The following is a 12,966-nucleotide window of genomic DNA, read 5'->3' on the forward strand; positions in this document are numbered from 1 at the left end:
ATGCAACATCTTGTCACAGATGGACAAGGCTCGACGCGGGGGCGCGCGGCGGCGCATAAGATGCGCCACGAGGACCTCATTAACGAGCGTGGGCTTGAGCATCTCATCCATAGTCACGCCGAGCAGTTGGATGCTGACGAAGACTACTGGTTCCGGTTACGTGGGCATAACCTCAATCCGCTGGTGGACGCCGCCAGCAGCCTGTTAGGCATGGTGGTCAGGGTTCGCCAGCTCGATAGTGCGGGTGATGTAGAGCGACTCTATCGCCAGGTGGTCGATGAAATTGCCGCTATCGAGATCGAGCTGACCGAACAGGGCTACGATCGCGCCACACTGCTTGCTTACCGCTATGTACTCTGCTCCTTTATTGATGAAGCGGTAATGGGCATGCCCTGGGGGCGGCAAAGCAAGTGGGCCGAACACTCGCTGTTGACCCGGTTTCACAACGAAACATGGGGCGGGGAAAAAGTGTTCTCCATTCTGGCGCGTCTGCAGCAAGAGCCTCAGCGCTATCGTGACATGCTGGCTTTTATCTACCTATGCCTGTGCCTTGGTTTTGAAGGCCGTTACCGCGTCATGTCCCATGGACGTGATGAGTATGAGCAGATTGTTCGTACCTTGGGCGATCAGCTCTCGGCGCTGGAGCAGCCCGCTGAAGACACACTGACTCAGCCGCTTAAAAACGTGGTGCAGGGCCGCACGCAGCGTACTGCCAGTTTCCCGACCTGGGGCATCTTTGCGCTTTTTGCCATTGCCATGGTCGCGACCTACCTAGGTTTCTCCTGGTCGCTAGATCAGCAGGCCGAACAGATTGCCACCCTTCTCAATCAACTTTATCGCTAGGAGATACCATGCTCAGGGTAGAGCTACCGGCGCTTATTGACCGCCTCAACACCATTGCTCGCCAAGGACTGGAGCAAGCGGCAGTGCTTTGCGCGCAGCAGCAGGCGCCTGAAGTGACCGCTGGGCATTTATTGCAGGCGATGCTTGATCAACCGCTGTGCGATGTGCGCTGCCTCTGTGAAAGCCTGGAACTCGATACAGCGGTCTTGCGTGCTCAACTGGCGGAAGAAACGCGCCCACCACGTGACCTGGAAGTGGCGACGCCCAGCTTTTCACCGCTGCTGGTCGAGTTACTGCAGGATGCGTGGCTGCTAGCATCAACCGAGTATCAGCACCAGACGCTGCGTAGTGGCGCGATATTGACTGCGTTGCTGCACAACCCCGAGCGCTACCTTGGCGCTGGTACAGTGCGTTTGCTTGCTGACATCAACCGGGAAAATCTGCGTCGCAACCTTAACCGCCTGACTGCCAATTCGGCAGAAGCGCCCCAGGACTCGGATGCCCGCACGCCGCGTGCAGGCGCACCCGGCTCGGGCGATGACAGCGCGCTTGCCCGCTTTGCGACCTCGCTCACTGAGCAGGCGCGCAATGGCGAGCTGGATCCGGTGCTCGGGCGCGATCCCGAAATCGACCAGATGCTCGATATCCTGGGGCGCCGGCGTAAAAACAACCCTATCGTGATTGGCGACGCAGGCGTCGGCAAAAGCGCGGTGGTGGAAGGGCTGGCCGCGCGTATTGTGGCAGGCCAGGTGCCCACCGCACTGGCAGGTGTTGAACTGTTGACGTTGGATCTGGGCGCCTTGCAGGCCGGCGCGGCGGTAAAAGGCGAGTTTGAAAAACGTCTCAAGGCCGTGATTGATGAAGTCAAGAATGCCCCACGGCCTACGCTGCTGTTTATTGATGAAGCGCATACGCTGATTGGTGCCGGTAATCAGGAGGGCGGTGGTGATGCTGCCAATTTACTCAAACCGGCCCTGGCGCGGGGCGAGCTGCGCACCATCGCGGCGACCACCTGGCGCGAGTACAAGAAGTACTTCGAGAAGGACCCGGCGCTGTCACGGCGTTTTCAGCCGGTGGCGCTTTCCGAACCCAGTGTTGAACAGGCGCTGGTGATCCTGCGCGGGTTGCGGGATGTGTATGAGCGCGCCCATGGAGTGCTGATTGGCGATAGTGGCCTGCGCGCCGCGGCATCGCTTTCTGCCCGTTATCTTGCCGGGCGGCAACTGCCTGATAAAGCCATCGATGTGCTGGACACGGCGTGTACGCGGCTGGCGCAAGCGCTGGATACGCCGCCACGCAAGTTAAGCCACCTGCAAAGTGCGCATGTCGCCGCCCTGCGCGAGCGCGACCAACTGGCTCGTGAACAATTGTTGGGTCGTGAACCCGATACCTCGACGGCCGAGGCTCTCAGTGAACGCCTAATTACGCTAGACGCTGAACTCGCCACGCTTGAAGCCGCCTGGCAGGAGCAGCGCGAATGTGTTGACGCCATTGTCGCGCTGCACCGCCAACTGTTGGATACCAACGGCGCTGACGAAAATGAAGAGGACGACGATCACTCGGCTGAGGTGCGTTTGCCCGAGCAGCTACACGCTGAGCTTGCCGAGCGCGAACAACAGTTGACGCGCCTGCAGCAGGCTCATGCGCTGGTAAACCCTAGCGTCGAAGAAGCCCAGATCGCTCAGGTGATTGGCGACTGGACGGGGGTGCCGGTCGAGCGTATGACCAGTGATGAGCTGACCCGGCTGACCGAACTCCCCAGCCACCTTGGCGAGCAGATCCAGGGCCAGGACATCGCCATCGAACGCATTCACCGTCACCTGCTGACGGCACGTGCCGATTTGCGCCGCCCGGGCCGGCCGTTAGGCGCTTTCCTGCTCGTTGGCCCCAGTGGGGTGGGCAAGACCGAAACCGTGGTACAGATTGCCGACCAGCTGTACGGCGGCCGTCAGTTCCTGACCACAATCAATATGTCCGAGTACCAGGAAAAGCACACCGTTTCGCGGCTGATTGGCTCTCCCCCCGGCTATGTCGGGTTTGGGGAGGGTGGATTATTGACCGAAGCGATACGTCAGCGTCCTTATTCGGTCGTCTTGCTTGATGAAGTCGAAAAGGCCCACCCCGATGTACTGAACCTCTTCTACCAGGCGTTTGATAAAGGCGAGCTGGCCGATGGTGAAGGGCGGTTGATTGACTGTAAGAACGTGCTGTTTTTTCTTACCTCCAACCTTGGTTACGAGGCGATTGTTACCCATAGGGAGAATGCCTCAGCCCTGGATGAGGCGCTCTACCCGGTGCTCGCTGGCTTTTTCAAGCCAGCCCTGCTGGCGCGCATGGAAGTAGTGCCTTACCTGCCGCTGGATAGCGATACGCTGCGCGATATCGTCAAAGCCAAGCTTACGACTTTGGCCACGCGTATCCGTGAGCGCCATCGCAAGGCTGACGTGGTGCTGGCAGACGCCCTGGCCGAGGCAATATGTGTGCGGGCCACGCGAAGCGAAAATGGCGCACGAATGCTGGAGTCGGTGATTGATGGTGAACTGCTGCCCCCGCTTTCAAGAGCGCTGCTTGAACGCATGGCGCGCCGCGAGACAGTTTCCAGTGTAGTGCTGGGGGTCGACCCACAAAGTGGCACCTTCACTGCAGAGGTTGCCTAGCCGATGACACAGCCCGTCGCCCACACCGCCGCTGATTCGGCGCTATCGGTTGAGCTATCGGCCATGCCGCTGGCGTTAACCCTGGTGGAGAGCCTTTCAGCGGCTGCCTTGCGCCAACGCTCGGCCACGCTTTTGCAGCGCCATCTAGGGCTTGCGCTGGCGGAGTGCCTCTATATCGATGGCAGTGGGCGCTGGCTGGGTCGCGATGGCGATGAGGACCAGTTTGACTGCGGCGACTTCCACCATCCGTATGCCCACGTCATCCGTAGCGGCAAGCCGCTAACGCTGAGTGTTGCTGATGCGCGTATTCGTCTGGACCACCCCGGTTTTCAATCGCAGGTGGCAACACTAGGTGCCGCGCTGCATCTTCACATCAGGCCGCTGCGTGGGGTCGAGGGCGGGCGTGAATGGTTGGGGGTCATGCTGCTGGCAGATACTCCGGCAAGGCTGAAGGCATTGGCTGAAGACCCGGGTATGGCGGCTTTTGAAGCACTGCTGTGCCGGCTATGGATGCGCCTTGCCCGAGAGCAGGGCGAGCGGCATCGCTCGCAGATACTCCAGGACTCTCTGGCCAAGCTCAATGATGGCACGCGGCGTCAGGCGCTGGCCGATCAGTTGGCCGAAGATTTACTAGGGCATTCCGCCGCCATGCAGGCACTGCGCAGGCATATCGTTCGGGCGGCCGAAACCAACTTGGCGGTGTTGCTACAAGGCGAAACGGGAACAGGTAAAGATCGTGTGGCCCGTGCTATTCATCAGCTTTCGGCGCGGGCGAGCGGCCCTTTCATGGCGATCAACTGCGCCGCAATTCCTGAAGCGCTGCTGGAATCTGAACTGTTCGGGCACGGCAAGGGCGCTTTCTCGGGGGCTGACCATGCCCGCGAAGGGCTTATCAGCCAGGCCGATGGCGGCACGCTGTTTCTCGATGAGATCGGCGATATGCCGTTGTCGCTGCAAGCCAAACTATTACGCGTACTCGAAAGTGGTCGTTATCGGCCATTGGGAGCAAATGACGAGCGCTGCGCTGACTTGCGAGTCGTGGCCGCGACTCATCAACCGCTGCGGGAGCAAATCAAGGAGCAGCGGTTTCGGGCGGATCTTTACTATCGGTTAGGTCAGTTCCCTATCACTCTGCCGGCCTTGAGTGAGCGCCGGGACGATATTGCCACGTTGGCGCAGTCCTTCATTACCGATTTCTGTTCGCGCGAAGAACGCGACGAGATGGGCATTACGCCAGCAGCGCTGCGCTTACTGTACCGCCGGGATTACCCAGGCAACGTGCGTGAGCTTAAAAACGTGGTGGATTACGCCTGCGCAATGACGCCCCAGGGCGCCGACATTGACACCTACCTGTTACCCGGCGAGCAGGATAGCCAAGTATCGGGTAGCGGTCGGGAAGAGGCGGAGGCCCCCTCAGAAGAGGGGGCGCTCTCTTTGCCGAGCGACATTGATGACCTGCGTCAGACGATGCGCGATATCGAATCCACCATTATCCGTCAGCGGTTGCAACGCTTTGGGGGTAATCGTGCCCAGGCGGCACAAAGCCTCGGACTGCCCAAACGGACGCTTGCCCACAAATGTCAGCTATTGGAATTGGATATTAAATGAACGCGATGCTGCTAAAACGCCAGTGCACGATCGGTGGCGTGCTGATGTTCTGCCTGTTGGCCTGCACGACCTCTCAGGCAGACGAGCAAAACGCGTTGCTGAAAAGTGCGCAGACATGCGCGGAAGACACCTCCCGCCTGGAGCGCCTCAACTGTTACGACGCGCTTTTCCTGGAGGCCAATATCAGCGTGGCTGACGACGAGCTGCCTGCGCTGTGGCGAGCTATCGAGCGTCAGGAAGCCGCCCGGCCCAATGAAAACGTTGGTCCGATGGTGCATGAAGCGGGGGATAACGTGCTGATCAGCGTGCCGGCACTCGGTACCACGCCACCCAGACCCATCATGGTGATGGCCTGCGAGAGGCTGATCACGCGTTTCCAGTTGCACATGCCCACTCCCATCAACGGTGCCCGTGTGGATCTGGAGCTCACGGGCAATGGACGCACGATACAACAGCAGTGGCGCGTACGTGACGGCGGTCGGATCATCAGCGGCGGCCGCGGGTTGCCCGCCATCGATACGCTGCGTCAGTTGCTGGATGCCGAGGTGGTGACGCTACAAAGCGATGTGGCTGAACTGGATGGGTTGCGTTTTAACGTGGCGGGACTACGTCAGGATATCGCTCCGTTACGCGAAGCGTGCCGCTGGTAAGGGAGTTTTTATGCGCATTACCGCCGAGTCACACCTGGACCCCTTATTGGCCCCTCTGGCCGCCAATGATGAGGGCGCACCGGTGGGCGAGCCTTTAGAAGATAGTAACGACTATCTATTGCTGGATGAGGAAATGATGAAGATTGGCTCCCTCCAGCATGCCAATGTGGAGTGGGAGACCGCCGAAACGCTGGCTATTCGTATGCTGAGCGAGCGTAGCAAAGACCTGAAAGTGCTGGGCCATTTAATCCACTGCATGCAGCACGGAAGTAACGGCGTGCGCTTTGCGCTTTCGTTACGGCTGCTTGCCCGCAGTATCGACCAGCCCTGGTGGGAGCATGCCTACCCGTTTGCAGGAAAACGCGGCGCCAAAATGCGTCCCAGGCTTTTTCAGCAACTGATTCAGCGCAGCGTCAAGCTCGTATCAACACTCGACTTCCACAATGCCGACGATGAATTTGAAGCATGCCAGGCATCGCTTGCCGAACTTGAACATCAGGTGGCTGAAAAGTCGCTTCCGGATGAGGCGCTTGCCGAACTAAGCCGCCAGCTAAAGGCGCAGCGCCCGACCCAGCAAACAGCGCAAGCCGCGTCGCAAACGCCACCCGAGCCGTCGGCAAGCCAGCCCGCCGCGAGTCGGGAGCAGACAGCCACCGCCTCATCGGCGGCCAAGGCCCCCGAGCTTCGCCTGGAGGCGGGCAACGAGCGCTCGAACCGTCAGGCACTGCTCAAGATGGCGGAGTTCCTGGGCGAACAGTCCCCGAGTGAACCGCTGGCCTATCGCCTGCGTCGCTACGCGGTCTGGAGCACGATTCAAGCGCTGCCCGCGGCCAAGGAAAACGGCAAAACCGAGCTTGCGCCGGTGTCGGCGGACCGCATCGCCGATTACCGCGAAGCGCTTGCCAAGGGGGGCGACAACGAGCTTTGGCAGCGTATCGAAAATAGCCTGGCGCTAAGTCCCTATTGGCTGGAAGGGCACCGGCTAAGCGCCGGGCTTGCCAAGCAGCTTGGCCACACCCGCTGCGCGGAGGCAATCCGTGATGAAACGCAGCGGTTTGTAGAGCGTCTGCCAGGTATCGAGAAGCTCACCTTCAACAGCGGCGCTTTATTTGTCGATGAAGAAACGACCCGCTGGCTATACAGCAACGAAAACAGTGGCGGTTCGGCAGGGGGGGGCGAGGCTTGGCACGCCGGGCTTGAAGAAGCGCGCGAAGCCGTGGCCAGCGGCGATTTAGGCATGGCGCTCAAGGTGCTTGATCAAGGCCTGAGCAGTGCCAGAACACCAAGAGAAAGTGCGTACTGGCGCTTGGCCAGTGCGGATCTGCTGCATGAAACGGAGCTGGAAAGTCTCGCGCAGCAGCACTATCGCACGTTGTACCAGACGGTAACGGAACTGGCGTTAGAGCAGTGGGAACCCGCGTTGGTATCACGCCTTAAAGCCGCGATTCAAGAAACGCACTGACAATGGTCATCATTAAAGGGACGAGGGACAAAGGCTAATGTGGTCAACTATAACTTCGAAGCTGAGCCGCTGGGTGCCTGGCTTGTCGCGGGCACAAACAGCAAAAAACCGGGCCAACGCTCACGGGAATAAAGCCAAGGGGCTCCTGCGGATCTCAACCTTGTTGTGGGCGGTACTGCTGATCATTCTGGTGGTCGCTATCTGGTGGTGGGGGCCAAGCTGGGAAGTGCGTGATGTGATGCCCCTGGCACCGCTCACCAATCGCCTGCTGGCCACGCTGGCTGTTGTCACATTGGTGGCCGTTATCTGGGGGGTACGCCTTGCCCGGCGCCTGCGCAACCTGGATGAAGAGCGTCAGCAGGAAGAGTCACGCCTGCAAGACCCGATCATGTCTCAGGTAGAGCGTCAGGAAGACTCGCTGAATCAGGTGCTCAATGAGCTCACAGAGAGCCTTGGAGGCAGCAACAGCCGCTATCGCCTGCCGTGGTACCTGGTGATGGGGGTTGAGAACGCCGGTAAAACCAGCCTGATCAACCGCTCGGGCCAGAACTTTGCCCTGACCCATGTCATGAAGGCCTCGGGGCAGAGCAGCAAGCAGGGCCAGCTCGGTTTTGACTGGTGGATCGGCGACAAGGCGGTACTGATCGACCCGGACGGCGAGCTTTTAACCCAGGGTGCGATGGAAGGTGGCGAACCTCAGGAGCTTCAAAGCAGGCTGTGGGATCATTTTGTTGGTTGGCTTGAGCGCAATCGCTCCCAGCGCCCGCTGGATGGCGTCGTGCTGGTGCTGGACCTTGCCCGTTTAAGCCATGCGCAGGTAGCCGTTCGCAAGGCTTATGCCGCGCTTTTGCGTAGCCGGCTGCGCGAACTGATGGAGCGTCACGGCACCCGCTTGCCGGTCTATGTCACTTTCAGCAAGATGGACCTGCTGCACGGCTTTGATGACTTCTTTCGCCATTACTCCCGCGCTGCCCGCCGGGCGCCGCTGGGCTTTACCTTTACCCCAGCTTCCATGAACACCCCAGGCAAGTGGGAGGCCGAGTTCGAGGCTGACTACGACGCCATGCTGACGCGCCTGAACCAGCTGATGCCCACCATGCTTTCCGAGTGCCGCGACCGTGAAGAGCGCGAGTCGGTATTCCGTTTTGTGCGCCAGTTGGCAGGGCTGCGCGAGGTGCTGTTTGGCTTTTTGACCGAAGCGCTTTCCAGCGACCGCTTTTCAACCGCTGCCATGGTGCGCGGTACCTACTTTACCTCGGTGTATCAGCAGGGCGTGCCGGAAGACCCGTTCGTGGACGCCGCAGCCCGTCGCTACGGGATGGATGACAGCGTGCAGCCAGCCCATCGAGCCACGCGCAGCGCTCTCTACTTTACCGAAGAGCTGTTTGAGAAGGTCATTTACCCCGAAGCGGGGCTGGCCGGCGACAACGCCCGTGTTACCCAGCGTCGCAGGCGCGTGCGCAAGGCAAGCCTGGCGGCATGCCTTGTGCTGGGCGTTGGGCTGGTGGGCGGCTGGACCCACTTCTACCAGAAAAACAGCGTGTCGCTGGCGGCAGTTGAGCAGCGCGCTGAAACATTCCTGGCCACCCAGCCTGAAGCGTTTCAGAGCGATGATCCTACCGGTCTTGAGCTTCTCGACCCGCTTGACCGATTGCGCCATGCCCTGGAAACCTTTGATGGATACCGTACACATACACCGTACCTGGCGGATATGGGGCTGTATCAGGGCCATATCATCGGTGCTCAGGTAGAACGCGCCTATCTCGCCATGCTGGAGCGTCAGTTCCTGCCAGCATTGATGATCGGCATCATGGACGACATGAACCGTGCTGACGAAGGCAGCAACACGAAGCTTTCCCTGCTGCGCGTGCTGCGCATGATGTCGGATGCCAGTGGCCGTCAGCCGGAACGCGTCGAGCGATTTATGGCAAACCGCTGGCAGGGCTACTTTCCCCAGCAGGGCGAGGTTCAGCGGCGTCTGTTGGTGCATCTGGATTACGCGCTCGAGCATAGCGACCTGGAAGGCCGTATTGCTGAAGGAAGCCCAAGCGCCGAGCAGGCCATGGCGCCGCTTCAGGGAAGCATTGCCGCTGCTCAGCAGGAGCTTTCGCGCCAGGCCATCGACGAGCGTGTATACGCATCGCTGAAGGTCGCAGGCAACCGTCACGGAGAGCCACTGGATCTGCGCCGCAGCGTGGGCACGTTATTCAACACCGTGTTCATGTCGCGTAATGATGACCCAGAGAATGTGAGCCTGCCACACCTGCTCACCCGTGAAGGCTTTGAAAACTACTTCCTGCAGGAGCTTGACCGGGCGACGGAGCTTGCCCTGATTGATGCGTGGGTACTGGGTCAGCGCGATAACATCAACTTCAGCGATGCCGACAGGCAGCAACTGCAGGTGGCCCTGCGCGAGCACTACGTGGCGGATTACCATGCCAGCTGGCGCGATGCCCTGCGTGATACTCAGCTAGTGCCCCTGCCGGATATCCACCAGGCCATTGTGGTGGCGGATGCCCTGGTCGGCAGTCAGCGCCCGCTTGATAGGCTGCTGGCCGAGGTTGAGCGCAATACCAGCCTCTACCCAGAGCTGCCCGAAGACGACGAACAGGCCCGCGAGGCACTACGTCAATCGCAGCGTTACCAGCTTGCGTTTGCCATTGAGCAGCCGTTTACGCCGATCAATCAGCTGAGCCAGGCGCGCAACGATAATCCTTCCTCGCTTGAAGAAATCAAAACCGCCGTGACGGCGCTGCGCGATTACCTGCTGGAAATTGAAGAGTCGAGTAACGCAGGGCGTGCCGCCTTTGTCAGCGTGCGTGACCGGCTATCACTGCGGGGCAACGACCCCATCTACAACCTGCAGCGCATTGCCGACAACACCCCCGAGCCGGTGGCCAGTATGCTGCATAACCTGACCGATCAAAGCTGGCAGCTGATGATGGCAAGCGCCACACGCCATCTTGAAAACCAGTGGCTCGATGATGTGGTCGCGCCTTACCAGGAGCGCCTGGCGGGCCGCTACCCGCTGGCGCCCAACGCCACACAGGAAGTGGCGTTGAGCGATTTCGAAGACTTCTTCGCCCCCGGCGGCACGCTGGATGCCTTCTATCAGGATAGCCTGCAGCCTTTTATCGAAGGCGCGCCTGAGTACCTGGTGGATGCCGAGGGTAATTCGCTGCTACGCGATAGCCTGTACACCGCCATTCAGCAGGCAGAGCAAATTAGGCGTGCCTACTTCAGCCGTGACGGCGCGCTGGACGTGGAGTTTGCGCTCGAGCCCATCAGCCTGTCACCCGACAAGCGGCGCAGCGTCATTAGTGTCGATGGCCAACTGATCGAGTATGCCCACAGTGCCAGCCAGCGGGTGTCGATGATTTGGCCAAATGCGCTGCGTGGCGGTACCGAAAGCCGACTCACCATGGTGCCAAGCGAAGTGAACCGCTCACCGCGTAGCGTTTCCCAGGATGGCGCCTGGGCATGGTTTCGGCTACTGGAGCAGGCCGATATCACCAGCGTGAGCGAGCGCGAGCTTGAGCTAAGATTCAACGTTGATGGCGGTACCATGCGCTATCGGCTGTTTGCCAGTGGCGCACCCAACCCCTTCACGCGTCCGCTGGCGGCAGGTTTCCAACTACCTTCCGCCCTTTACGCAGAGCGAGGTAGCAATGCTGACCAAACTTAAGCAGCTGTTTACCTCTGGTTCAGCCAAGACAACTGCACGCCACAAGCGCCATGGGGTAAAGCGTTCACACCCGCTGGTGGAGGCGCGTAACGAAGACATCGATAGCTTTATCGAGGCGGTGTATCAGGCCGATGCCAAAGGCCACTCTCCCTGGGTGCTGCGCGATAAAAGTGTGCTCGACACGCTGCGCCGGGCGCTTGAGTTCACCGTCAATCGGCAGCTGTGGATGCAGCGGGACAATGGCCAGGTGGCTTATTGGCAGGGTCGCCTGCTGGCGCTGCGTCATGGTGACGGCCCGCCACTGGGCATGGTGCTTGCCTGCCGTCCAGATGACGAAGCCGCCTGGCAGCTCAGGTTTTTCTACATCAGCCAGGAGTGGAAAGGCAGCGGCCACGGCACGAGGCTGATGATGGCAGTAAGGCGCAGTTTAAGCGGGGTTCCGCTGCAAACACGCCTGCCGCTGGCCTGCCATTCGGCCATCGACAGCCTGGAGGCGGCAGGCTTTACCCGTCAATACGTGGATGCCCTGGAAGTCGCAAGCTATGAAGCTCCCGCCCAGTGGGATGAGTAACTAAGCAAGTAAGCACAATCGCACAGCGGCAGGTAGAACGAATACGCGGGACCGGAACAGGAGCAGTGATAATGGGCCAGAAATTTGTACTCGTTGGTGATATAGGAACCGACCACGATGGTTTTCCGCCTACCCCCGTCATCGCGGGGAGCACCACGGTGATCATGGATGGCAAACCAGTGGCACGGGTGGGCGACCCGTTGGAGCCCCATGATAAACCCAAGCACTCTATGCACCCACGGGCGATTGCCCAAGGTTCCGGCACGATTCTGATTGACGGTAAACCAGCGGCCTTGACCGGCCACGCAGTCGATTGCGGTGGCATGGTCATTGGTTCTGGCTCAGGGGAGGGGGGCGATATCCTTGGGGCTACTGGAGCTTCTGCAATGGCTTTTATGACAACGGCGATCAGCTCACCCACGCCGGAGTCAGCTGATACCGAAGCCGCTAGTCATTCTGGTTCTATGGCTTTAAGTATTAACGGTGAGCAATGGTTAAAGGGTATTGAGCGGCTGCGCTTGATGCCTTATGACGATCAAACAGGTGAGGATATTGACCGGTGGTCACCCGGTGCCACTATTGGCTATGGGCATCTTGTCGGGCAACAAGAATGGTCGATCTACCAACGTGGCATCACCCCTGAACAAGCCGAACAACTGTTTGTTGATGACCTTGCACCGTTCGTAAATATAGTCAACCGTGTTATTAAAATCTCCCTTAAGTCTCATCAATTTGATGCTGCTGTTATGCTGGCTTATAACGCTGGAGCTAGCGGCTTTAGCTCCTCATCGGCAGCTAAGTTGATAAACGATCCTCAGGCTAAAACACCTTACTCTTCTCTTGAAAATGCGTGGAAGGCATGGAATATCTCTCAAGGAAAAGTGAATAAAGGGCTCATAAATCGGCGCTCAGCAGAGTGGGAGATGTTTTCAAAGGGAGTGTACGAAAGATGGTAAATGTATTGAAAGCACTTATATCTTTTTTTGTTCTTATTCCTTTATCAACCATTAATGCTGATGTTGTTGAAAAAAATGAAACGCTTGAAAGGCTGTATGGGATCTATGTCGTGTCCAATGTTGAACGCTACCGTGGCGGTCTAACGAGTAGTGAGGACGCTTTTAAACAGGTCAATACGCTAGTGGCGGTAAAAGAAAGTGAGTTTTCATTTTGGGATGGAACGATCTATGAAAACCCTATTTATGAAATGGAAGACCACTTAGTATCAAATGATGAGGGTGTTGTTCCTAGTTCAGCTGAAAGGTTTGGGGATTTCTACGGCTATGGTCATGAAAGAGACAATATCAAAACGTTGAATGTTTATAGCAAAGAATCCAGTGAATTCCCTTATATATTTGAAGTGGTGGAAGATGAGCTATGGATGTTTTTAGACGGGTGGTTTTACAGACTTGAAAGAACCTCCTCCGGTGATGATCCACTTTCTTTTAATAAGAATGTTGGTTCCTGCTTAAATAACGAAATCAGAGGATGAT

Annotated in this window: 9 protein-coding genes; all 9 read left to right on the forward strand. The window is 58.6% G+C overall.

What is annotated here, in order from left to right; all coding sequences use genetic code 11:
* The 9 genes from icmH to ACFFLD_RS03860 all read left to right on the forward strand — a co-directional run bounded on the left by icmH (position 1) and on the right by ACFFLD_RS03860 (position 12,965).
* Entirely contained in the window at positions 1-843 is an 843-nt protein-coding gene (gene icmH, locus ACFFLD_RS03820) for a type IVB secretion system protein IcmH/DotU (protein WP_386036495.1), read from the forward strand.
* Positions 844-851: 8 nt separating this feature from the next.
* Entirely contained in the window at positions 852-3,500 is a 2,649-nt protein-coding gene (gene tssH / locus ACFFLD_RS03825) for a type VI secretion system ATPase TssH (protein WP_386036492.1), read from the forward strand.
* A gap of 3 nt (positions 3,501-3,503) precedes the next feature.
* Entirely contained in the window at positions 3,504-5,108 is a 1,605-nt protein-coding gene (locus ACFFLD_RS03830) for a sigma-54 interaction domain-containing protein (RefSeq protein WP_386036489.1), read from the forward strand.
* On the forward strand, positions 5,105-5,758 hold the full coding sequence (vasI, locus tag ACFFLD_RS03835; protein ID WP_386036486.1) for a type VI secretion system-associated protein VasI: 654 nt from the start codon (positions 5,105-5,107) through the stop codon (positions 5,756-5,758). Before ACFFLD_RS03830 ends, vasI begins: the two co-directional genes overlap by 4 nt.
* Before the next feature lie 10 nt (positions 5,759-5,768).
* The gene (gene tssA / locus ACFFLD_RS03840; RefSeq protein WP_386036483.1) at positions 5,769-7,220 is read left to right on the forward strand and encodes a type VI secretion system protein TssA; all 1,452 of its coding nucleotides are present in this window, start codon (positions 5,769-5,771) and stop codon (positions 7,218-7,220) included.
* A 37-nt stretch (positions 7,221-7,257) separates the two neighbouring features.
* Positions 7,258-10,905: a type VI secretion system membrane subunit TssM gene (tssM, locus tag ACFFLD_RS03845; protein ID WP_386036479.1), complete on the forward strand. Its 3,648-nt coding sequence runs from the start codon at positions 7,258-7,260 to the stop codon at positions 10,903-10,905.
* On the forward strand, positions 10,889-11,476 hold the full coding sequence (locus ACFFLD_RS03850) for a GNAT family N-acetyltransferase (protein ID WP_386036476.1): 588 nt from the start codon (positions 10,889-10,891) through the stop codon (positions 11,474-11,476). The genes tssM and ACFFLD_RS03850 overlap by 17 nt, the downstream gene beginning before the upstream one ends.
* Positions 11,477-11,547: 71 nt before the next feature.
* On the forward strand, positions 11,548-12,432 hold the full coding sequence (locus tag ACFFLD_RS03855) for a type VI secretion system PAAR protein (protein ID WP_386036473.1): 885 nt from the start codon (positions 11,548-11,550) through the stop codon (positions 12,430-12,432).
* Positions 12,426-12,965 carry a hypothetical protein gene (locus ACFFLD_RS03860; protein ID WP_386036470.1) on the forward strand — a complete coding sequence of 180 codons (540 nt, stop codon included), beginning with the start codon at positions 12,426-12,428 and terminating at the stop codon, positions 12,963-12,965. Before ACFFLD_RS03855 ends, ACFFLD_RS03860 begins: the two co-directional genes overlap by 7 nt.
* Position 12,966: the final 1 nt, after the last annotated feature.

This window comes from Vreelandella sulfidaeris (assembly GCF_042429665.1).
In the GTDB taxonomy this organism is placed as follows: domain Bacteria; phylum Pseudomonadota; class Gammaproteobacteria; order Pseudomonadales; family Halomonadaceae; genus Vreelandella.

Coding starts and splice junctions, on each gene's coding strand:
- tssM (WP_386036479.1), top strand. CDS start 7,258: ATGTGGTCAACTATAACTTCGAAGCTGAGCCGCTGGGTGCCTGGCTTG.
- ACFFLD_RS03850 (WP_386036476.1), top strand. CDS start 10,889: ATGCTGACCAAACTTAAGCAGCTGTTTACCTCTGGTTCAGCCAAGACA.
- tssA (WP_386036483.1), top strand. CDS start 5,769: ATGCGCATTACCGCCGAGTCACACCTGGACCCCTTATTGGCCCCTCTG.
- ACFFLD_RS03855 (WP_386036473.1), top strand. CDS start 11,548: ATGGGCCAGAAATTTGTACTCGTTGGTGATATAGGAACCGACCACGAT.
- icmH (WP_386036495.1), top strand. CDS start 1: ATGCAACATCTTGTCACAGATGGACAAGGCTCGACGCGGGGGCGCGCG.
- tssH (WP_386036492.1), top strand. CDS start 852: ATGCTCAGGGTAGAGCTACCGGCGCTTATTGACCGCCTCAACACCATT.
- ACFFLD_RS03860 (WP_386036470.1), top strand. CDS start 12,426: ATGGTAAATGTATTGAAAGCACTTATATCTTTTTTTGTTCTTATTCCT.
- ACFFLD_RS03830 (WP_386036489.1), top strand. CDS start 3,504: ATGACACAGCCCGTCGCCCACACCGCCGCTGATTCGGCGCTATCGGTT.
- vasI (WP_386036486.1), top strand. CDS start 5,105: ATGAACGCGATGCTGCTAAAACGCCAGTGCACGATCGGTGGCGTGCTG.